We start from the raw sequence: 21,964 nt of genomic DNA on the forward strand, positions 1-21,964 counted from the left end.
ATGGAGTACGAGCCAATGCCACACGAAGGCAGCCTTCTGCAAACCGCGGTGATCTTCCTGCTCGCCGCTGTCCTCGCCGTGCCCCTGGCCAAACGCCTGCAACTGGGTGCCGTGATCGGCTACCTGCTCGCCGGCGTGGCCATCGGCCCCCAGGCCCTGGGCCTGATCCGCGACACCGAAAGCGTGGCGCACATCTCCGAACTGGGCGTGGTCCTGTTGCTGTTCATCATCGGCCTGGAGCTCTCGCCCAAGCGCCTGTGGCTGATGCGCAGATCGGTGTTCGGCGTCGGCACTGCGCAGGTGCTGCTGACCGGCGCGGTGATCGGCGCCATCGCTTGGTTCGGCTTCGGCCAGTCACTGCCGGCCGCCGTGGTGCTGGGCCTGGGCCTGGCGTTGTCGTCCACCGCCCTGGGCCTGCAGAGCCTGGCCGAGAGCAAGCAGCTGAACGCGCCCCACGGCCGCCTGGCCTTCGCCATCCTGCTGTTCCAGGACATCGCCGCGATCCCGCTGATCGCCCTGGTGCCTTTGCTGGCGGCGAACGGCCCGGACACCAGCCACGGCGACAGCCTGCAGCACGGCCTGAAGGTGTTCGCCAGCATTGCCGTGGTCATCGTCGGCGGCCGCTACCTGCTGCGCCCGGTGTTCCGTATCGTCGCCCGCACTGGCTTGCCCGAAGTGTCCACCGCCACCGCGCTGCTGGTGGTGATCGGTACTGCATGGCTGATGGAAGAGGCCGGGGTCTCGATGGCGCTGGGGGCGTTTCTCGCCGGCCTGTTGCTGGCCGACTCGGAATACCGGCATGAGCTGGAGTCGCAGATCGAACCGTTCAAGGGCCTGCTGCTGGGGCTGTTCTTCATCAGCGTCGGCATGGGCGCCAACCTGCGCCTGTTGCTGGAAATGCCCCTGGTATTGCTGGGCCTGACCCTGCTGCTGGTGGCGGTCAAGCTGGTGCTGCTGATCGGTATCGGGCGCCTGGCCGGCGGGCTGAACAGCGCCAGTGCGCTGCGCCTGGGCATGGTGCTGGCGGCCGGTGGCGAATTTGCCTTCGTGGTGTTCAAGCTGGGCAAGGACCAGGGCTTGTTCGACACCCAGACCTACGACCTGCTGTTGATGACCATCACCCTGTCGATGGCCATCACCCCGCTGCTGATGCTCGGCTGCGCCCGCGCCCTCAAGCGCCCGCAACCGCCGCGTGAAGTGCCCGAGCAGTACAAGGCCATCGACGCCGGCACCCCGCGCGTGGTGATCGTCGGCATGGGCCGCATGGGGCAGATCGTGTCGCGCATCCTGCGGGCGCAGAAGATCCCGTTCATTGCCCTGGAAACCTCGGTGGATGCCATCGAGATGACCCGCATGTTCGAACAGGCGCCGGTGTTCTACGGCGACCCGCTGCGCGCCGAAGTGCTGCATGCGGCCAAGGTCGGCGAGGCGGAGTATTTCGTGATCACCACCGACGACCCGGAAGTCACCACGCGCACGGCGGAGCGGGTCAAGCGCCTGTACCCGCACCTGAAAGTGCTGGCCCGCGCCCGCAACCGCCAGCATGTGCACAAGCTGGTGGACGTGGGCGCCGAGCCGATCCGCGAGACGTTCTATTCGAGCCTGGAGATGACCCGCCGGGCACTGGTGGGCTTGGGATTGAGCCGCGAGCAGGCGGCAGACCGGATCGAGCGCTTTACCCAGCATGACGAGGAAGTACTGGTAGCCCAGGGGCAGGTGCGCAATGACCGGGCCAAGGTGATGCAGACGGCAAAGGAAGCGCGGTTGGAGTTGGAGCGGTTGTTCGATTCGGATGCGGATTGAGTGTCAGGCAAACACCAGCCGTGGTCTAACCGAATGGGATTGCTCTACAGCGTCGGAACTGTGGGTGTCTGCTACGGCCCAATCGCCGGCAAGCCGGCTCCCACAAGGATTGTGGGCGTAGTTCAAGGGCCACGCCGAATCCGTGGATTGGCTACCTCGAGCAAAGACTAAAATCACCACCTTTGCTGCGGTAGACTGCGAAAATTGCCTTTCGCGTTCCGTCCGGAGAACGATCAGTGGAAGATTTGAACTCCCTCTACTATTTCACCCAAGTCGTCGAACATGGCGGCTTCGCCCCCGCCGGGCGGGCGCTGGACATGCCGAAGTCCAAGCTCAGCCGGCGCATCGCCGACCTCGAGGAGCGCCTCGGCGTGCGCCTGCTGCACCGCACCAGCCGGCACTGCTCGCTGACCGAGATCGGTCAGGCCTACTACAACCGCTGCCTGGCCATGCGCGTGGAAGCCGAGGGCGCGGCGGAGATCATCGAGCGCAACCGCAGCGAACCCCGCGGCCTGGTGCGCATCAGTTGCCCCACCACCCTGCTCAATGCCTGGGTCGGGCCGATGCTGACCCGCTACATGCTCAAGTACCCGCAGGTGGAACTGTTCATCGAGAGCACCAACCGCCGGGTCGACCTGCTGCACGAGGGCTTCGACCTGGCGCTGCGGGTGCGCTTCCCGCCGCTGGAGAACACCGACATGGTGATGAAGGTGCTGAGCAACAGCACCCAGTGCCTGGTGGGCCACCCGCAGTACCTCGAGCAGCTGCCGGCAGGCTTCGACCCGCAACTGCTCGGCACCTTGCCCAGCGTGCATTGGGGCAGCGCCCAGCGTGAATACCAGTGGGAGTTGTTCCAGGGCGAGGGAAGCGGCAGCAGCATCGTCATCCCGCATACACCGCGCATGGTCACCGATGACCTGTTCGCGCTGCGCCATTTCGTGGTGGCCGGGGTTGGCATTGCGCACTTGCCGCGCGTGGCGGTGCGCGAGGACCTGGCAGAAGGCAGGCTGGTGGAGTTGTTGCCGCAGTGGCATCCGCGCTGCGGCATCGTGCATGCGATCTTCCCATCGCGGCGCGGGTTGCTGCCGTCGGTGCGCGCACTGATCGATCACCTGGCCGAGGAGTTCGCTGTCAGCGACATGGCGTGAATGCACCATGGCCCCATCGCTGGCAAGCCAGCTCCCACAGGTACAGCGCTGCACTCAGGGACAGTGCATTACCTGTGGGAGCTGGCTTGCCAGCGATGGGGCCAGCAGGATCAACTCACTTCAAAACGCGAAGCACGAACACCCCAGCGCCCCCCAGAACCCCTGGAAGTCATTCACCGGCACACTCGACTGCCGCGCCTTGTCATGGCTGTGCGCATGCACCCCGCAAGGCCCGCTGCACTGGTGCACGGCCGCCGCCAGTGACGGCGCACCCGCACGCCAGTGCCCCGGCACCTTGGCCACCGGCGACCACTCCGGCAGCACCGGCATCGGCGCCGGGCCAAGCTTGTCGAATTCGGCGGCGCCATACACCACCTTGCCATCGACGATGGTCAGCACCGACTCGATGCCCTTGATCGCCTCTTCCTCGACACTGAAGAAGTCCAGCGACAGCGCCGCCAGGTCCGCCAGCTGGCCAACCTTGAGCTGGCCTTTCTTGCCCTGCTCGCTGGAGAACCACGCACTGCCCTGGGTGAACAGCTGCAGCGCGGTGTCACGGCCCAGGCCCTCCGGATACAGCTCCATGCCACCGACGGTCTTGCCGCTGACCATCCAGTACAGCGACGTCCATGGGTTGTAGCTGGAAACCCGCGTGGCGTCGGTACCGGCGCCAACCGGCACGCCCATCTCGAGCATGCGCTTGATCGGCGGGGTGTGCTCGGCGGCCTTGGCGCCATAGCGATCGACGAAGTACTCACCCTGGAATGCCATGCGGTCCTGGATGGCGATGCCGCCGCCCAGCGCCCGCACACGTTCGATGTTCTGCGGGGTGATGGTTTCGGCGTGGTCGAAGAACCACGGCAGGCCATTGAACGGGATGTCGCGGTTGACCTTCTCGAACACGTCGAGCATGCGCGAGATCGATTCGTTGTAGGTGGCGTGCAGGCGGAACGGCCAGCGCTGCTCGACCAGGTGGCGGACCACCGGTTCCAGTTCTTCTTCCATGGTTTGCGGCAGGTCCGGGCGCGGTTCGAGGAAGTCCTCGAAGTCGGCGGCGGAGAACACCAGCATTTCACCGGCGCCGTTGTGGCGCAGGAAGTCGGTGCCGCTGTGCAGCTTGACGCTGGAGGTCCACTTGCGGAAATCGTCCAGCTCTTCCTTGGGTTTTTGCGTGAACAGGTTGTAGGCGATGCGCACGGTCAGCTGGCCGTTGTCGGCCAATTCCTGGATCACCTGGTAGTCATCGGGGAAGTTCTGGTAACCGCCGCCGGCATCGATGGCGCTGGTCAGGCCCAGGCGGTTGAGCTCGCGCATGAACTGGCGGGTGGAGTTGACCTGGTACTCCAGCGGCAGCTTCGGCCCCTTGGCCAGCGTGGCGTAGAGAATCGCCGCGTTGGGCCGGGCGATGAGCATGCCGGTCGGGTTGCCGAACTTGTCACGCTGGATTTCCCCGCCCGGCGGGTTGGGCGTGGCCTTGTCGTAGCCCACCGCCTTGAGCGCGGCGCGGTTGAGCAGCGCGCGGTCGTACAGGTGCAGCAGGAACACCGGGGTATCGGGGGCGGCCTGGTTGATTTCTTCCAGGGTCGGCATGCGTTTTTCGGCGAACTGGAATTCGTTCCAGCCACCCACCACACGCACCCATTGCGGGGAGGGCGTGCGCGCCGCCTGGTCCTTGAGCATGCGCATGGCATCGGCCACCGAGGGCACGCCTTCCCAGCGCAGCTCCAGGTTGTAGTTCAGGCCGCCGCGGATCAGGTGCAGGTGCGAGTCGTTCAGGCCCGGGATCACCGTGCGCTGCTTGAGGTCGATGACCTGCGTGCCAGCGCCCTTGTGGGCCATGGCCACGGCGTCGGCGCCCACGGCAATGAAGCGGCCATCCTTGATGGCGACAGCGCTGGCGGTGGGCTGCTCACGGTCCACCGTGTGCAGTTTGCCATTGAACAGGATCAGGTCGGCAATCATGGAACCTCCTTGGAGCGATGCAGGATGGTTGGGGTTGTTCAAGCCTAGCAACCGCCAGCGCTGGTGCTGGCTGGCTCAGCCGCGCAGCCAGTTGGCGCAGCGGCGGGTGACCCAGGGCATGATGTAGAACACCACGGGCAGAATGATGAACAGGTTGACGATCAGGTTGCCGAGGATCCCCCAGCCCAGCTGCGGGAAGCGCGCGAACAGCGGCGCCAGCAGTTGCGGCACGATCAGGGTCATCGGGCAGATCACCAGGTAGGTCAGCAGCGCCTGCTTCCAGCGCGGTGGCTGCGGGGCCCGGGTGCTCGGCGGGGTGAACCAGAACTCCGGGTCTTCATGCACCTGGGGGTTGTCGCCGCCTTCGAGCAGCGGCAGCACTTCGCTGACCAGCGCCTGGCGCTCGGCCGAGTTGAGCCAGGCCTGCAGCAGGCTGGCATCGGCGAAGCGCACCACGGTGGTGAAGTGCAGCCCATCGCCATCCGGGCGGATCACGTTGACGTCCAGGTGCCCCGGCTGTTGCCGCGCGGTGCTGACGGTGCGCTTGAGCCAGGCTTCATAGCTCGCCAGCGCCGGGGCGCGGACTTTGTGCTGGATCACCAGCGTCACCACGTTGCGGTTGTCTTGGCCTGAAGTGTTCATCGGCGTTCCTTGGGATGAGCGAGGGGTTGGCGGGATCTACCGCGCGTGCCGGGCACCGTTGCGGGTGCCCGGCAGGGCCGCTTACTTGCCGGCGTTGAAGGCGTTGTAGCTGGTGATCAGGTTGCGGTAGTCCGGGATGTGGTTGGAGCACAGCGCGGCCAGGCCTTCGATGTCGTTGCGCCAGTCGCGGTGCAGCTCACAGGCGACGCCGAACCAGGTCATCATCTGCGCACCGGCCTGGGTCATGCGGTTGTGGGCCGCATCGCGGGTCATGGCGTTGAAGGTGCCGGAGGCATCGGCGACCACGAACACTTCGAACGCTTCTTCCAGCGCGGCCAGCGCCGGGAACGCCACGCACACCTCGGTCACGACACCGGCGATGATCAGCTGCTTCTTGCCGGTGGCCTTCACGGCCTTGACGAAGTCTTCGTTGTCCCAGGCATTGATCTGGCCTGGGCGAGCGATGTACGGGGCATCCGGGAACAGCGCTTTGAGCTCGGGCATCAGCGGGCCGTTGGGGCCTTGCTCGAAGCTGGTGGTAAGGATGGTCGGCAGGTTGAAGAATTTGGCCAGGTCGGCCAGGGCCAGCACGTTGTTCTTGAACGCGTCCGGCTCGATGTCGCGAACCAGCGACAGCAGGCCGGCCTGGTGGTCGACCAGCAGCACGGCGGCGTCATCTTTGTTCAGGCGGTTGTATTTGAACGAGGTCATGGCGGTGCTCCTTGAGGTGGTGATTCAGTGTGTGTGTTGGGTGTTTCGCGTTGATGGACACACATTAAAATCATCACCTTTGCAGCGGTAGACTGCGAAAATTGGCCTTAGCGTTCTATTTTGTGAACGATGCCTCGCACCCCTTTTCAAAGACAGCCGCCTGGGCCCCAACACCATCAAGGGAAGTTAAATATTTAACTTCCGCAACTTTGTTTCCACATTGAAATAATTAACCATCTATAGCTTATTCACCTAAACCTTCCGTCACAAGTGCACCCTGTCGACTTGCACCGTTAATTATCGCCCCTATAATGGCCGGCAATTTTCACAACGCGCGATGTGATACATGAGCCACTATTTTCGATTAAAAAATAGCGCCCTTGTGGAGTTTGATCCTGATCAATACACGCTATCGATAAAACCTCTACACACCCCGCCAGAAGAAATAACCCTGGCCCGCGCAGACGCTCGAATACTCGAACTGCTGCTGCTCGAGCCCGGGGAAATCTGCTCGCGCGAGGCCATCATGGCCTTCGCCTGGGATGATCGGGTGGTCTCGGCCGGCAGCCTCAACCAGTCCATCTTCACCCTGCGCAACATCCTTGGCGACAGCAAGGACCACGACCTGCTGGTCACCGTGCCGCGCCGTGGCTATCGCTTCAACAGCGATCATCTGCTGTGCCCAGACGACGCTGCCGCCGAGCCGGCCTGCGAGCCAGCGCCTGCCCAGGGCCCTGCGAGCACACCCCCACCGGCTCGAAGGCAGCGCCTGAGCAAGCCGCTGCGCCTGGGTTATCTGGCAGTGGCACTGTTTGCGCTGTTTACCCTGTGGCAACTGTATAGCGGTTACAAGCCCACCCATGATCTGCATGTGATAACCATTCTGACCGAAGGTGAACTCTCAATCACCGCCGTCGGCAAAAGCAAACAGGATGTCGACGCACTCAAGGCCGATATCTTGAGTTCGGGTATTACTACCCAGCCGCTATTAGGCGAACTGTTTATCAGCCGTACCGGCTCGCGCACCAATCTTTCCTGCATTCAAAAATCCGGGGACGCCTACAACCTGGAATTTTCCTATCGCGAGGAGCGGCTCATCAGCATGATCAACCAGTGCCTGGGGGTTAAAGATGAATAACGACGCTGCGCCATGGCGGCATGCACTGATCATCGCGGCGGTTTTCGCGGCCTGCCTGGCTGCGCTGTGCTTCGCCTGGTCCGTGCCCTACGAAAACAGCCAGCCCTATCGCTCTGAAGGCCATCACTTCATGGGCGACGACACACTGGACTTCAAGGAGCGCCTGACCATCAGCGAACCCAGTGCGGTGATCAGCCTGCTCGAGCGCCTGGGGGACAAGGAACGGCATATCGCCGTGGGCGCGTCCGTGGTGCAAACCTCGCGCTGGCGAATCAAGCTCAAGGTCGAAGACATCCAGGCCAGCAGCGAGCAGCAGTTGTTCAACGTCAGCCGCCATTCCGAACTGCTGTTCTCCCGCCAGTACTTCCGCCTGGGCTCGATGCTCAACCTGGCAGTGCTGCCCAGCCGCGGCAACGCGCTGTGCTACTACATCCTCGAACTGGACCGGCTGCGCTGCATGAACGACTGATGACCTGTGGCAAGCGGTGGGTACAAATGACGATTTTTGATTCCTGTTTTCCTCAGCCAACGCGCAGATTGCGCCGAGGTTTGCCGCCTCGATGTGAGGTCAACAGGAGTCACTATGCCGCTCAAGCAACTTTCGATTTTTCTATGCACGCTCACCTTGTTCGGTTGTTCGATGGCGCCCAGCATCGACACCGAAGTCACGCCCAAGGAACAAGCCAACACGGATCTGCAGGTCATCGAGCACGATGACAAGACACTGGCCTGGAAGCGCTCTGCTGCGCCGCTCTCTGCCCAGCATGAGAAGGTCGTGTTCATCAACCTGCCAAAAACCTTCTCGCTCGACAGCCGCGACCCGCGCGTTGCCAAGTTCGACGGCGACGCCGAAAAGCTGCGCCAGCGCTTCCGAGGCCAGCTGGAAAAACAGCTGACCGACGCAGGCTACCGCCTGGTCGACAAGCCCACGGCAAAGTCCCTGTCGCTCAACGTTTCGATTGCCGATATCGAACGTGCCCCGCGTGACCCCAATGTCACCGAATACATCCCCATCGGCATGCTGGTCGGCCTTTCCCTGCATGCCACCGGGGTCCGCGATGAAACCCTGTACCTGTTCCTGAAAAGTGAAGTCAGCGACAGCCAGACCGGCGAAATGCTCGCCCGCGCCCTGGACCGCGTGAGCGGCAAGAACATCGGCCAGTCCAAGACCCCGGTGGTCGAGGACTTCTATCCCGCCCTGGATAGCGCCGCCCAGCAGATTCGGGAACGCCTGGACCGGGAGTTCCAGCCGAGCAAACCGGCCTGACCTGGCCATCCTCCTCCCTACTCAAGCCCTTGGATGACTGATGAAATTCGCAAAACCGCTTGCTGCTGCCCTGTTCATGCTCAGCACCTTCAACGCCTTGGCCGATGACCGCGGCCTTTATGTCGGCGGTGGCCTGACCCGCGTTGAAATCGACGAGCACCAGATCAGCGACGACGACACCGCCTACAAGGCCTTCGTCGGCTACCGCGTGAACCCTTACCTGGCGTTCGAAGGTGCCTGGGTCGACCTGGGGCATTTCGATGGCGACCACGGCAACTTCGATGGCCACTCGGTGCAGGCCACTGCTCACCTGGGCATGCCGATCGGGCAGCGGGTGCGCCTGTTCGGCAGCCTCGGCGTGCATGCCTGGGACGCCGACCACGACATCGCCGGCGACAGCAACGACCTGGACATGACCTACGGCCTGGGTGTCGAGGTGGACGTGCTGCGCAACCTGGGCGTGCGCCTGGAACAGGAAGTGCTGAAGGTCGGCGACATCGACCTGGACCAGACCAGCGCCAGCGTCTACTTCATGTTCTGATGCCCCTGCGGCTCCTGCGCGTGCAGCGAGCCGCACCCTCCCCGTGCAACCGCTGCGCGTCGCGCGCCTGGCCAGTAGTAATTGCAGCCAACCTGCTCTTTACTAGCAACAGCCCTCTGCGACGAGACCCGCATGCTCGCACTCATCCAGCACTACCCCTTGCTGATCGGCTTCGTGCTGATCGCGCTCGACATGCTGCTCTGGCACCTGATCGCGGCTGGCCGGCGGGCGCTGCGCATCGGCCTGCGGGTGGGCCTGTTCCTGCTGTTCACCGGGGTGCTGATCAGTGCCGGCGTCAGCCCATTGCAACCGGCGCCCTGGGCAGAGGATGTGGCGCGCAACCTGCTGGCCACGGTGCTGGGCATCGCCTGGTGGCTGTTCGCCGCGCGCGTGGTGACGGTGGTCACCGGCGTGCTGCTGGTGGCCCGCAGCAGCCACACCGGCCGGCTGCTGCAGGATGTGTTGGGGGCGGTGACCTTCCTGGTCGCCATCGTGGCGGCCGCCGCCTACGTGCTCAACCTGCCGGTCAAAGGCCTGCTGGCCACCTCCGGGGTGATGGCGATCGTCATTGGCCTGGCATTGCAGAGCACCCTCAGCGATGTATTCTCGGGCATCGTGCTGAACACCACCCGCCCCTATCAGATCGGCGACTCGATCAGCATCGATGGCACCGAGGGCAAGGTCATCGACATCGACTGGCGCGCGACCCGCCTGCTCACCGGCAATGGCAGCCTGGCGGTGATCCCCAACTCGGTGGCGGCCAAGGCCAAGCTGCTCAATTTCAGCCAGCCCAATGATGTGCACGGGGTATCGATCAGCATGGTGGTGCCCGCCAGCGTGCGGCCACGGCGCGTCATCGATGCCCTGGAAAAGACCCTGCAGGGCACCCGCGCGCTGTTGAGCAACCCGCCGCCCAAGGTGGCGATCAAAAGCGCCAGCCTTGAGTCGGTGGAGTACGAGGCCAGCGGTTTCGTGGCCAGCATGGGCCAGAAGCTCGAAGTGCGTAACCACATGTTCGACCTCGCCCACCGCCACCTGGAGGCCAGCGGCGTGATCTGGAATGCCGACACCCAGCCGGCACGCGCCTGGAACCGGCAACGCGCGCTGCTCGAGGATGTGCGGATCTTCCGAGCGTTGAGCAGCGACGAGAAGGACAGCCTGAGCCAGCGCATGACCTCGGTGGAGTACCTGGCAGACCAGGTGATCCTGGGCGTGGGCGACACGTCGGACTACCTGCTGGTGATCGGCACCGGCGTGGTTTCGGCGGCCATCCGCGACGGCGACAAACTGATCGAGGCCGGGCGCATGGGCCCCGGCGAGGTGCTGGGCGTCGAGGGTTTGCTCGATGCTGAGCAGTCCAATGCCGAGTTTCGCAGCCTGACCAGTTGCCTGCTGTTTCGCATCGACAAGGAGCAGGTGCGCAGTTGCCTGGAGGAGCGCCAGGAGGTGAAGACGGCGTTGACCAGGCTGCAGCGAACCCGGCAGCAATCGAGCCAGTCACTGCTGGAGCAGAAGCCGGCGGTCATCAAGAAAGGTGGCTTCCTGAGCTGGTTGCACAAATAGCACTGGCCCCATCGCCGGCAAGCCGGCTCCCACAATGGTTCACCACCCATCCCTGTGGCAGCCGGCTTGCCGGCGATGGGGCCTGCGCCTACAACACAACTCTCAAGCATTGCCCGGCGTGATACAGCGAGAACCCGGACTCATAGAACGCCGTGCGCAACGAAGGCGCACTGACCCCGGTCATCGGCGAGAACGGAATCGGCAGGCTGCCCGCCTCCCCCTTGAGCAGGAACTCGGCAAAGGCCCGGCCAATCACCGTGCCGGTGGTATTGCCGCGGCCGTTGTAGCCGGTCACCGCCACCAGCCCCGGCGCCGGTTCGAACAGGCGCATCAGGTGGTCGGGGGTGAAATCGATGCAACCGGTCCAGTGCATCTCCCACTCGACCTTGCCCAGCTGCGGGTAGTAATGGCTCTGGATGCGATCGGCCCAGCTGCGCACGAACCACGCCGGCTTGTTGTCGACCCGGCCGAGGCTGCCGAGCAGCAGGCGGCCCTGGTCATCGCGACGGATGCTGCTGAGCACCGTGCGGGTGTCCCACGAGCCCTGGCCGTGCGGCAGCACCTTGTCGGCGGCTGCGCCGTGCAGGGGCTTGGACGCCACCTGGTAGTAGTAGCCACGGAAGAACTGCTTCTGCAGGTTGCTCCAGTCGCCTTCGGTGTAGGCGCCGGTGGAGATCACCACCTTGTCAGCGCGTACCGAGCCGCGTGCGGTCTTCACCCGCCAGGCGTCGCCCTCACGCTCCAGGCCTTCGACCGACGACTGCTGGAACAGCTTGCCGCCCAGGCGCGCCACGGCCGCCGCCAGGCCCTGGGTGTAGCCCATGGGGTTGATGGTGCCGGCGCGGCGGTCGAGCAGCGCGGCAGAAATCTTGTCGGTGCCGCAGTATTCCTGGCACTGGGCGCCGGTCAGCAGCTCCACATCAGCCCCACGGCGGCGCCATTGTTCGTGGCGGGCTTCGAGGTCGGCGATGCCGGTGGCGTTGTGCGCCATGTGCAGGGTGCCTTTGTGCTGGGCCTGGCAGTCGATGCCCAGGCGCTCGATCATGGCGAACACCTCGCCCGGGGCGTCGCCCAGCACCTTGTTCAGGCGGCTGCCCTGCTTCTGGCCCAGGGTCGCCTCGACGTCGTCGGGGCGGATCCAGGTGCCGGCATTGACCAGGCCGACGTTGCGTCCGGAGCCGCCGTGGCCGATCTTCCAGGCCTCCAGCAGGATCACCGACTTGCCCTGTTCGAGCAGGTGGATGGCCGCCGACAGGCCGGTGATGCCGCCACCGATCACGCACACATCGGCCTTGTGCTCACCGGCCAGGGCCTGGGCGGCGACGGTCGGTTGGCTGACGTGTTCCCACAAGCATTGTTGACGCAATTCGGACATGGCCGGCTCCAGCATATTGTTCTTGTTGGGGCTGGCGTGCAGCCCATCGCCGGCAAGCCGGCTCCCACAAGGATCGCATGCTCGGCGCGATCACTGTGGGAGCCGGCTTGCCGGCGAACCGGGGGCAGCGCCCCCGGCCATGCAGCATCAGTCGAACACGATACCCTGCGCCAGCGGCAGCTCGCGCGAGTAGTTCACGGTGTTGGTCTGGCGACGCATGTAGCCCTTCCAGGCATCGGAACCCGACTCGCGACCACCGCCGGTTTCCTTCTCGCCACCAAACGCCCCGCCGATCTCGGCACCGCTGGTGCCGATGTTGACGTTGGCAATGCCGCAGTCGCTGCCCGAGGCGCTCTGGAAGCGCTCCGCCTCACGCAGGTCGGTGGTGAAGATGCACGACGACAGGCCTTGCGGCACTTCGTTGTTCAGGCGCAGCGCTTCTTCGAAGTCGTCGTAGGCCAGCACGTAGAGGATCGGTGCGAAGGTTTCATGGCGCACCACGTCGCTTTGCCCCGGCATCTCGGCAATCGCCGGCGACACGTAGTAGGCATTGGGGTACTGGTCGGCCAGCTGGCGCTCGCCACCGAATACCTGGCCGCCCTCGTCGCGGGCCTTGGCCAGGGCACCTTGCATGGCGTCGAACGACTGCTTGTCGATCAGCGGGCCGACCAGGTTGTCCTTGCGTGGGTCACCGATGCGCACCTTGGCGTAGGCGGCTTTGACCCGGGCAACCACTTCGTCCTTGATCGAACGGTGCACGATCAGCCGGCGCAGGGTGGTGCAACGCTGGCCTGCGGTGCCCACGGCGGAGAACAGGATGCCGCGCACGGCCAGGTCCAGGTCGGCGCTCGGGGCCAGGATCATGGCGTTGTTGCCGCCCAGTTCGAGGATGCTGCGGCCGAAGCGGGCGGCCACGCGTGGGCCGACTTCACGGCCCATGCGGGTGCTGCCGGTGGCGCTGACCAGCGGCACACGCGGGTCGTCGACCAGGGCTTCGCCGGCTTCACGCCCGCCGATCACCAGTTGCGCCAGGCCAGCCGGGGCGTCGCCGAAGGCTTTCAGGGCTTTTTCGAACAGCGCCTGGCAGGCCAGGGCGGTCAGCGGGGTCTTTTCCGACGGTTTCCAGACCACGGCGTTACCGGCCACCAGCGCCAGGGTGGTGTTCCAGGCCCACACTGCCACCGGGAAGTTGAAGGCGCTGATCACGCCGACCACGCCCAGCGGGTGCCAGCTTTCACGCATGTGGTGGCCAGGGCGCTCGGAGGCGATGGTCAGACCGTACAGCTGGCGCGACAGGCCGACGGCGAAGTCGCAGATGTCGATCATTTCCTGCACTTCGCCCAGGCCTTCCTGGGTGATCTTGCCGGCTTCGATCGACACCAGCTCGCCGAGCTCGGCCTTGTGTGCGCGCAGCACTTCGCCGAACAGGCGCACCAGCTCGCCACGGCGCGGGGCCGGCACGCTGCGCCAGGCTTCGAAGGCGCTGTGGGCCTGATCGATGCGGGCGGTGGTCTCGGCTTTGCCGAGCAGTTTCACCGAGGCGATCTGGCTGCCGTCGATCGGCGTGTGAACAGGGTAGTCGCCCTGGGTGTATTCCGCGGCGGCAACGCCAAGGCGCTCGAGCAATCCAGCAACCATTTGTGCTTCTCCTACATCGGGTGATGGGGTGGAAAAATGATGTGGATCAGTATTAATCCGATCGCACCGGTGCAACAAACGACCTTTATTCCGCATATCATTCCGTCAGGTAATGATTTGAGCCACTGAGACCGCTATGTCCAAACGCCTGGTGCCCTCCATGACCGCCCTGCAGTGCTTCGAAGCTGCGGCCCGTCACCTGAGTTTTACCCGTGCCGCCGAAGAGCTGCACCTGACCCAGAGCGCCGTCAGCAAGCAGGTGGCGCAGCTCGAAGACATGCTGCGCCACCACCTGTTCCTGCGTATCCGCCGGCGCCTGCAGCTGACCCCGGCGGGCAGCCTGTACCTGGCCGAGGTCAACAAGATCCTCACCCAGGTGGACATGTCCAGCCGCTACGTACTGACCTACGGCGAGCAGACCGAGATATTGAAGGTAGCCACTCAACCGAGTTTTGGCGTGCGCTGGCTGATCCCGCACCTCAAGGGTTTTGGCAAGCGCCACTCGAACATCCACCTGGACATCCGCAACGAGATGGAGCCGTTCGCCTTGCTGCAAGGCTCGGCGGACGTGGTGTTCTTCTATGGGCAGGGCACCTGGCCGGGGGCTACCTGCATCGAGCTGTTCCGCGAGCAAGTGGTGCCGGTGTGCGCGCCGGAGTTGCTGGGCGGGCGTGAACTGCAGGATGCCGGGGAGCTCGCCGAGCTGGTGCTGCTGCAGAGCACATCGCGGCCCGAGGCCTGGCACGAGTGGTTCCTGGAGCTGGGGTTGCACAGTGTCAGCGCCTACCACGGGCCGCGCTTCGATACGTTCTACATGGCGCTGAGTGCGGCGCAGGCAGGATGCGGGGTAGCGCTGGTGCCGCGGTACCTGGTGGCCAAGGAGTTGAGCGAGGGGAGCCTGGTCGTTCCCTGGAACCATGCGATGAACAGTGCCGGGGCGCATTACCTGGCGTATGCCGAGCATGCGGCTGAAGTGCCCAAGGTGCGGGCGCTGGTGGGGTGGATTCGGGAACAGCTTCAGGCGTGATGGCCTCTTCGCGGGGCCAGCCCGCTCCCACAAGTGCTCCTCTGCTTTAACTGTGGGAGCGGGCTTGTCCCGCGAAGAGGCCCTGAAGGTCGATCAAAAAAGGAATGACACAGCCACTTTTTTTCGCTTGTGGCCATAGTGCATTCCCAGCTTTCATGTAAACGTCCGAACCCAACCAGGAAGCTAGCGATGCCCGCCCACGATTTCGTCAGCCCCGACAGCATCCGCGCGCAGTTCTCTGCCGCCATGTCGCTCATGTACAAACAGGAAGTGCCGCTGTACGGCACGCTGCTGGAGCTGGTGAGCGAAATCAACCAGCAGGTCATGGCCCAGCAGCCCGCCGTGGCCGAGGCCCTGCGCTGGACCGGCGAAATCGAGCGCCTGGACCAGGAGCGCCACGGCGCCATCCGCGTCGGCACCGCCGCAGAGCTGGCCACCATCGCCCGGCTGTTCGCGGTCATGGGCATGCAGCCGGTCGGCTATTACGACTTGAGCTCCGCCGGCGTACCGGTGCATTCCACCGCTTTTCGCGCGGTGCATGAGCAGTCGCTGCATGTCAGCCCGTTCCGCGTGTTCACCTCGCTGCTGCGCCTGGAACTGATCGACAACCCGCAACTGCGCGAACTGGCGCAGAGCATCCTGGCCAAGCGCAAGATCTTCACCCCGCGCGCCCTCGACCTGATTGCCCAGCACGAGCGTGACGGCGGCTTGAACGCCACGGATGCCGCGGCTTTCGTACAAGAGGCGCTGCACACCTTCCGCTGGCACCAGGACGCCACCGTCACTGCCGAGCAGTACCAGCAACTGCACGATCAGCACCGCCTGATTGCCGACGTGGTGGCGTTCAAAGGCCCGCACATCAACCACCTGACCCCGCGCACCCTGGACATCGATGCGATCCAGCGCGGCATGCCGGCCAAGGGCATCCCGCCCAAGGCCGTGGTCGAAGGCCCGCCCACCCGCCGGCACCCGATCCTGTTGCGCCAGACCAGCTTCAAGGCGCTGCAGGAAAAGGTCGCGTTCATCGACCAGCAAGGCAGCGAAGGCAGCCACACCGCGCGCTTCGGCGAGATCGAGCAGCGTGGCGCGGCACTCACGCCCAAAGGGCGCCAGCTGTATGACCGCCTGCTCGATGCCACCCGCGCAGCCTTGGGTGGCGTACCTGCCGAGGCCAATGCCGAGCGCTACATGGCGCTGCTGCAGCAGCACTTTGCGCCATTCCCGGATGACCTGGCGCAGATGCGCGAGCAGGGCCTGGCCTACTTCCGCTACTTCGCCACTGAAAAGGGCCTGGCGGCGCGTGACCAGCAAGGCCGCCCGACCACCCTGGCGGGCTTGATCGAGGCAGGCCATGTGCACTTCGAGGCGCTGGTGTATGAAGACTTCCTGCCGGTGAGTGCGGCGGGCATCTTCCAGTCCAACCTGGGTGACGAGGCCCAGGCCGAATACGGCAGCAATGCCAACCGCGAGGCGTTCGAGGCGGCATTGGGGCTGCAGGTGCAGGATGAGCTGGCGCTGTATGCGCAGAGCGAGCAGCGGTCGCTGCAGGCTTGTGCCCAGGCGTTGAACCTGCAGTTGGTGTAAGGCTCAGGATCGCGGGGGGCGCTTTGCGCCCCATTCGCGGGCAAGCCCGCTCCCACAGGGTCACCACAGTTCTTGATTTTTTCGCCGCACCTGTGGGAGCCGGCTTGCCGGCGATAGGGCCCGTTCAGGCAATCAAAGGGCCGGCAGGATCTGCACATCCGGCAGGTTCATCGCCGCCGCCTCTTCCTGCAAGAACGCACTCAAGCGCCGCAAGCGCTCGCCCCCCGGCCTTGTGCGCGGCCACACCAGGTAATAGTCCATGCCGCTGGGCACCGCGGTCGGCCAAGGCAGGCTCAGGCGCCCTTGCGCCACATCCTCGGCCACCATCAGCAGGTCGCCCATGGAGATCCCGTAGCCACGGGCCGCAGCGATCATGCCCAGCTCCAGGGTGTCGAACACCTGCCCGCCCTTGAGCGACACCTTGTCGGCCAGGCCCATGCGCTCCAGCCATTCCCGCCAGTCGCGCTTGTCGGGCGTGGGGTGCAGCAGCTCGATGCCGGCCAGCCGGCGCACGTCCAGCGGGCCGTCCTCGAGCAGGTCCGGGGCGCCCACCGGGATCAGCAGCTCGGCAAACAGCGGGCGCACCTCCCACTCCGGCGGAAATACGCCATCGCTGAGCAGCACCGCACAGTCGAACGGCTCCTGGTTGAAGTCGACGTGGTCGACGTCCATCCAGGCGCTGGTCAGTTGCACCTCGTTGCCCGGCTGCAAGTGGCGGAAATGGCTCAACCGCGCCAGCAGCCAGCGCATGGTCAAGGTCGAGGGGGCCTTCATGCGCAGGATGTCATCTTCACCGCGCAAGGTATCGCAGGCGCGCTCCAGCGCTGCGAAGCCTTCGCGCACACCGGGCAGCAGCACCCGGGCGGCCTCGGTCAGCTGCAGGCTGCGGCCGCTGCGCACGAACAGGCGGCAGGCGAAGTGGTCCTCGAGGGTGCGGATGTGCCGGCTGACCGCGCTCTGGGTAATCGACAACGCTTCACCGGCACGGGTGAACGAGCTCAGCCGGGCGGCCGCTTCGAATGCGCGCAGCGCATACAGCGGAGGGAGCTGACGGGACATGGGGTACCTGGTATTCGGGGGCAAGATGGGAAAAGCCGGAATCATATATGCATGAGTCCAACTCATGCCAACCATCGCTATTATCCTTTTGTACAAAGCTGACCAAAGCTTCAGAATCCACCCTCGCTCACCGAGTCAGTCACAAGGACACCCCCATGCACGTCGCGCCCACCACAGAACTCAAGGCTTTGCTGCGCCTGGCCGGGCCGCTGATCGCCTCGCAGTTGGCGCACATGCTGATGGTGCTCACCGACACCCTGATGATGGCCCGCATCAGCCCGCAGGCCCTGGCCGGCGGCGGCCTGGGCGCGGCGGGCTATTCGTTCGTGTCGATCTTCTGCCTCGGGGTGATCGCCGCGGTCGGCACGCTGGTGGCCATCCGCAAGGGCGCCAACGACATCGAGGGCGCCACCCGCCTGGCACAGAACGGCCTGTGGCTGGCCTGGGGCCTGGCGGTGCTGGCCGCGCTGGTGCTGTGGAACCTCAAACCGCTGTTGCTGCTGTTCGGCCAGCAGCCGGAAAACGTCGAATCCGCTGCCCAGTTCCTCACGTTGCTGCCGCTGGCGCTGCCCGGCTACCTGACGTTCATGGCCCTGCGCGGCTTCACCAGCGCCCTGGGCCGCTCGACCCCGGTGATGGTCATCAGCCTGGTCGGCACGGTGCTCAACTACCTGTTCAACCACGCGCTGATCGAGGGCATGTTCGGCCTGCCCAAGCTCGGGCTGATGGGCATCGGCATGGTCACTGCGGTGGTGTCGATGGGCATGGCCATCGCCCTGGCGCTGTACATCCGCTGGCACCCGGCCTACGACGCCTACCCGCTGCGCAAGGGCCTGTCGCGCCCTTCCCTGCCGGCGTTGCGCGAGCTGTGGCGCCTGGGCCTGCCGATTGGCGGCACCTACATGGTGGAAGTCGGCCTGTTCGCCTTCGCCGCCCTGTGCATGGGGGTGCTCGGCAGCACCGAACTGGGCGCCCACCAAATCGCCCTGCAGATCGTCTCCACCGCGTTCATGGTGCCGACCGGCCTTTCGTATGCGGTGACCATGCGCGTGGGCCTGTACTTCGGTGCCGGCAACTTGCTGGCGGCGCGCAGTGCCGGGCGGGTCGGGATCGGCTTTGGCGCGAGCATCATGTTCGGCTTTGCTGCGCTGTTCTGGCTGCTGCCGGAGGCGCTGGTGGGGCTGTTCATCGACCGCCACGACCCGGCGTTCGCGGCGATCTTCCAGCTGGCGGTGCAGCTGCTGATGGTGGCGGCGTGGTTCGAGCTGTTCGATGGCGTGCAGACCATTGCCATGGGCTCGATCCGTGGGCTGAAGGATGCCAAGACCACCTTCCTGATCGGCCTGTGCTGCTATTGGTTGGTCGGGGCGCCGAGTGCCTGGCTGTTCACCTTTACCCTGGGCGGCGGTGCTGTGGGGGTCTGGTGGGGGCTGGCACTGGGGCTGGCGTGTGCTTCGGTGGCGCTGACCCTGGGCTTTGAATGGCGGATGAAGCGGATGCTGGGCAAGGCCAAGGTGACGGATGAGGCGGCTGTTTCGGCCTGACTTGGCGGCCTCTTCGCGGGGCAAGCCCGCTCCCACAGACAGGGACAGTGTTGTCCTTTTCTGTGGGAGCAGAGGCCCTAAAGGACGCTTGCGAGCTTGGGCCCTGCCACCTGCTGCAGGTATTCCACCAACTCCCCGACCGGCAGCGGCTTGCTGACCAGAAAGCCCTGCACCTGATCGCAGCCAAAGCCGCGCAGCAAGGCCATCTGTTCCTCACTCTCGACACCTTCGGCCACCACCTCGAGGTTGAGGTTGTGCGCCAGGTTGATCATGGCGTGTACCAGCTTGCGGTTTTCTTCGCGCATTTCCATTTCGGCGACGAAGCTGCGGTCCACCTTGAGCAGGGTGATCGGCAGGCTGTTCAGGTGCACGAACGAAGAGAAGCCGGTGCCAAAGTCATCCAGCGAGAAGCGCACGCCCAGGCGCCCCAAGGCGTCCATGGTCTGACGCACCAGCTCGTTGCGGCGCATCACCGCGGTTTCGGTCAGCTCGAACTCCAGCCAGCGGGCATCGACGCCGTGCTCGATGATCAGCCGGCTCAAGGTGGCCAGCAGCTGGCTGTCCTGGAACTGGCGGAAGCTCAGGTTCACCGCCATGTGCAGGGGCTCCAGCCCGCTTTCGCGCAGGGCCTGCATGTCGCGCAGGGCGCGCGAGATGACCCAGTAGCCCAGCGGCACGATCAGCCCGCTCTGTTCGGCCAGCGGCACGAATTCGCTCGGCGGCAGCAGCCCGCGCTCGGCATGGCGCCAGCGCACCAGCGCCTCCAGGCCGACGATGCGCCCATCGGCGAGGTTCAGCCGCGGCTGGTAGTGCAGCTCCAGCTCGTCGCGGCGCAAGGCCCGGCGCAGTTCGCTTTCCAAGTCTGCCAGGCTGCGGGCGTTGCGGTTGATCCGCTCGTTGAACACATGGAAGTTGCAGCCCTGGCTGCTCTTGGCCTGGCGCATGGCGATGTGCGCGTGCCACATCAGCGGGTCGGCGCCGCCCTGGGCGCGGGCATGGGCGATGCCCAGGCTGCAGCCGAGCAACAGGCTTTCGCCATCGATCCAGTACGGCTCGGCCAGGGCCTCGACGATGCGTTCGGCGATCCACTCGGCGCGGTTGGCATCGCGGCGGGTATCGATCAGCAAGGCGAACTCGTCACTGCCCAGGCGCGCCAGCTGGTCGCCCGCTTCCAGTTGCAGCTTGAGCCGCGACACCACCTGCAGGATCAGGCGGTCGCCGCCCTGGTGGCCGAGGGCGTCATTGACGTGGCGGAAGTTGTCCAGGTCCAGGTGGCCAAGGGCAACGCCACGGCCTTCGTTCTCGGCCAGGCGCGCGGTGAGCAAGGCCTGGAAGCCCTGGCGGTTGGCGATACCGGTGAGGGGGTCCTGCTCGGCCAGGCGCTGCAAGGTGGCCACCAGCACGCCGCGCTCGCGCACGTGGCGCAGGCAGCGGCGCAGGGCGTCGGCGTTGAGCTGGCCAAGCACCAGCCAGTCGCTGACGCCGGTCGGCGGCAGCGCTGGCTCATGGTCGAGCAAAAGGATGGTCGGCAAGTCGCAACGCCCCGGCGCCGGCTGCAGGGCCGGGGTCGCCAGGATCACCGCCTGGCGGTCGTGGCTGAACAGGCTATCGACCGCGGCCCAGTTCGGTGCGGTCAGCAATACCGCCGTGTCGCCCAGCGGCAACAGGCACTCGCGCAGCAAGGCAGCCCATTCCGGCTCATCAGCCAACAACAGCAAACGCAGAGGTTCGACAGGCGTGGACAAGCGGGCTCCTTAGGGCTTGAACGGTGACACGGGGGAGGTCGGCTATGCTACTGCATAAATGAAAATGATTTTCACTTTTAGACATATCCCTGCCCACAGCGTACCGACGCATTTTGACGTGCATCCTGCGCGAAAGTCGCGAAACCGGCAAATCCGATTTTTTCCATGAATAGCATTAGTCTGGCTAATGCTATGCGTCGATAAAACGTTGACTCAGACGTCAGACGGTCGCGCCACAACCGCCCCATGCCTGTTAGAATGCGCGGCTATTTTCTGGCGACCCCCGGTTTCTAGCATGTCCCGACTCAATCCCAGGCAACAGGAAGCCCGTGACTACGTCGGCGGCCCTCTTTTGGTGCTCGCCGGTGCAGGCTCCGGCAAGACCAGCGTGATCACGCGCAAGATTGCCCACCTCATCCAGAACTGCGGCATCCGTGCCCAGTACATCGTGGCGATGACCTTCACCAACAAGGCCGCGCGCGAGATGAAGGAGCGGGTCGGCACCCTGCTGCGCCCAGGGGAAGGCCGGGGCCTCACGGTGTGCACCTTCCACAACCTGGGCCTGAACATCATCCGCAAGGAGCACGACAAGCTGGGCTACAAGCCGGGCTTCTCGATCTTCGACGAGTCCGACATCAAGGCGCTGCTGTCGGACATCATGCAGAAGGAATATTCCGGCGACGACGGCATCGACGAGATCAAGAACATGATCGGTGCCTGGAAGAACGACCTGATCCTCCCCGCCGAAGCCCTGGAAAAAGCCCGCAACCCGCGCGAGCAGACCGCCGCCATCGTCTACACCCACTACCAGCGCACGCTCAAGGCGTTCAACGCGGTGGACTTCGACGACCTGATCCTGCAGCCGGTCAAGCTGTTCCAGGAGCACCCCGAGGTGCTCGAGCGCTGGCAGAACCGCGTGCGCTACCTGCTGGTGGACGAATACCAGGACACCAACGCCAGCCAGTACCTGCTGGTGAAGATGCTGATCGGCATGCGCAACCAGTTCACCGTGGTGGGCGACGACGACCAGTCGATCTACGCCTGGCGTGGCGCCCGCCCGGAAAACCTCATGCTGCTCAAGGAGGACTACCCCTCCCTGAAGATCGTCATGCTCGAGCAGAACTACCGCTCCACCAGCCGCATCCTGCGCTGCGCCAACGTATTGATCGCCAACAACCCGCACGCGTTCGAGAAACAGCTGTGGAGCGAGATGGGCG

The 21,964-nt window shown here is 64.9% G+C and carries 18 protein-coding genes; 11 read left to right on the top strand and 7 right to left on the bottom strand.

Going from position 1 to position 21,964, the window contains the following annotated elements:
* Positions 1–15: 15 nt before the first annotated feature.
* Together B3E94_RS01750 and B3E94_RS01755 are read left to right on the top strand one after the other, a co-directional pair.
* Entirely contained in the window at positions 16–1,803 is a 1,788-nt protein-coding gene (locus B3E94_RS01750) for a monovalent cation:proton antiporter-2 (CPA2) family protein (protein WP_286912098.1), read from the top strand.
* 236 nt (positions 1,804–2,039) lie between these two features.
* Complete coding sequence (locus B3E94_RS01755; protein ID WP_176511365.1) at positions 2,040–2,951, top strand: LysR substrate-binding domain-containing protein; 912 nt, start codon at positions 2,040–2,042, stop codon at positions 2,949–2,951.
* A gap of 120 nt (positions 2,952–3,071) precedes the next feature.
* Here B3E94_RS01755 and B3E94_RS01760 read toward each other — a convergent pair whose 3' ends face one another.
* The 3 genes from B3E94_RS01760 to ycaC form a co-directional block, all read right to left on the bottom strand.
* Positions 3,072–4,913: an amidohydrolase gene (locus B3E94_RS01760; protein ID WP_286912099.1), complete on the bottom strand. Its 1,842-nt coding sequence runs from the start codon at positions 4,911–4,913 to the stop codon at positions 3,072–3,074.
* Between the two features lie 75 nt (positions 4,914–4,988).
* Complete coding sequence (locus B3E94_RS01765) at positions 4,989–5,555, bottom strand: antibiotic biosynthesis monooxygenase (RefSeq protein ID WP_176511363.1); 567 nt, start codon at positions 5,553–5,555, stop codon at positions 4,989–4,991.
* A gap of 81 nt (positions 5,556–5,636) precedes the next feature.
* Positions 5,637–6,266, bottom strand: coding sequence for an isochorismate family cysteine hydrolase YcaC (gene ycaC / locus B3E94_RS01770; protein ID WP_286912100.1), 630 nt, complete (start codon positions 6,264–6,266; stop codon positions 5,637–5,639).
* Positions 6,267–6,612: 346 nt separating this feature from the next.
* Here ycaC and B3E94_RS01775 point away from each other — a divergent pair, with 346 nt between their 5' ends.
* The 5 genes from B3E94_RS01775 to B3E94_RS01795 all read left to right on the top strand — a co-directional run bounded on the left by B3E94_RS01775 (position 6,613) and on the right by B3E94_RS01795 (position 10,775).
* The gene (locus B3E94_RS01775) at positions 6,613–7,404 is read left to right on the top strand and encodes a winged helix-turn-helix domain-containing protein (protein ID WP_286912102.1); all 792 of its coding nucleotides are present in this window, start codon (positions 6,613–6,615) and stop codon (positions 7,402–7,404) included.
* The gene (locus B3E94_RS01780; RefSeq protein ID WP_236236891.1) at positions 7,397–7,873 is read left to right on the top strand and encodes a hypothetical protein; all 477 of its coding nucleotides are present in this window, start codon (positions 7,397–7,399) and stop codon (positions 7,871–7,873) included. Before B3E94_RS01775 ends, B3E94_RS01780 begins: the two co-directional genes overlap by 8 nt.
* 114 nt (positions 7,874–7,987) lie before the next feature.
* Positions 7,988–8,671 (top strand): DUF3313 domain-containing protein, encoded by a 684-nt coding sequence (locus B3E94_RS01785; RefSeq protein WP_176511360.1) that lies wholly within the window; start codon positions 7,988–7,990, stop codon positions 8,669–8,671.
* Between the two features lie 40 nt (positions 8,672–8,711).
* Positions 8,712–9,212 (top strand): outer membrane beta-barrel protein, encoded by a 501-nt coding sequence (locus B3E94_RS01790; protein WP_236236889.1) that lies wholly within the window; start codon positions 8,712–8,714, stop codon positions 9,210–9,212.
* A 132-nt stretch (positions 9,213–9,344) separates the two neighbouring features.
* Positions 9,345–10,775 (top strand): mechanosensitive ion channel family protein, encoded by a 1,431-nt coding sequence (locus B3E94_RS01795; protein WP_286912103.1) that lies wholly within the window; start codon positions 9,345–9,347, stop codon positions 10,773–10,775.
* Between the two features lie 88 nt (positions 10,776–10,863).
* On the opposite strand, the gene B3E94_RS01800 is transcribed toward B3E94_RS01795, so the two are convergent.
* Positions 10,864–12,150 carry an NAD(P)/FAD-dependent oxidoreductase gene (locus B3E94_RS01800; RefSeq protein ID WP_286912104.1) on the bottom strand — a complete coding sequence of 429 codons (1,287 nt, stop codon included), beginning with the start codon at positions 12,148–12,150 and terminating at the stop codon, positions 10,864–10,866.
* 147 nt (positions 12,151–12,297) lie between these two features.
* On the bottom strand, positions 12,298–13,788 hold the full coding sequence (locus tag B3E94_RS01805) for an aldehyde dehydrogenase family protein (RefSeq protein WP_176511356.1): 1,491 nt from the start codon (positions 13,786–13,788) through the stop codon (positions 12,298–12,300).
* Positions 13,789–13,924: 136 nt separating this feature from the next.
* Here B3E94_RS01805 and B3E94_RS01810 point away from each other — a divergent pair, with 136 nt between their 5' ends.
* On the top strand, positions 13,925–14,815 hold the full coding sequence (locus tag B3E94_RS01810; RefSeq protein ID WP_286912106.1) for a LysR family transcriptional regulator: 891 nt from the start codon (positions 13,925–13,927) through the stop codon (positions 14,813–14,815).
* Positions 14,816–15,004: 189 nt separating this feature from the next.
* Positions 15,005–16,399, top strand: coding sequence for a 2-oxoadipate dioxygenase/decarboxylase HglS (hglS, locus tag B3E94_RS01815; protein WP_286912107.1), 1,395 nt, complete (start codon positions 15,005–15,007; stop codon positions 16,397–16,399).
* Between the two features lie 132 nt (positions 16,400–16,531).
* On the opposite strand, the gene B3E94_RS01820 is transcribed toward hglS, so the two are convergent.
* Positions 16,532–17,458 (bottom strand): LysR substrate-binding domain-containing protein, encoded by a 927-nt coding sequence (locus tag B3E94_RS01820; protein WP_176511353.1) that lies wholly within the window; start codon positions 17,456–17,458, stop codon positions 16,532–16,534.
* Between the two features lie 155 nt (positions 17,459–17,613).
* Here B3E94_RS01820 and B3E94_RS01825 point away from each other — a divergent pair, with 155 nt between their 5' ends.
* Positions 17,614–19,002 carry a NorM family multidrug efflux MATE transporter gene (locus B3E94_RS01825; RefSeq protein ID WP_286912108.1) on the top strand — a complete coding sequence of 463 codons (1,389 nt, stop codon included), beginning with the start codon at positions 17,614–17,616 and terminating at the stop codon, positions 19,000–19,002.
* 77 nt (positions 19,003–19,079) lie between these two features.
* Here B3E94_RS01825 and B3E94_RS01830 read toward each other — a convergent pair whose 3' ends face one another.
* Entirely contained in the window at positions 19,080–20,747 is a 1,668-nt protein-coding gene (locus B3E94_RS01830) for a putative bifunctional diguanylate cyclase/phosphodiesterase (RefSeq protein WP_286912109.1), read from the bottom strand.
* A gap of 295 nt (positions 20,748–21,042) precedes the next feature.
* Here B3E94_RS01830 and B3E94_RS01835 point away from each other — a divergent pair.
* Positions 21,043–21,964: UvrD-helicase domain-containing protein (locus B3E94_RS01835; RefSeq protein ID WP_286912111.1), on the top strand; the 922-nt coding region annotated here is incomplete at its 3' end.

Source organism: Pseudomonas sp. UBA6315 (assembly GCF_002438125.1).
Taxonomy (GTDB): domain Bacteria; phylum Pseudomonadota; class Gammaproteobacteria; order Pseudomonadales; family Pseudomonadaceae; genus Aquipseudomonas; species Aquipseudomonas faucium.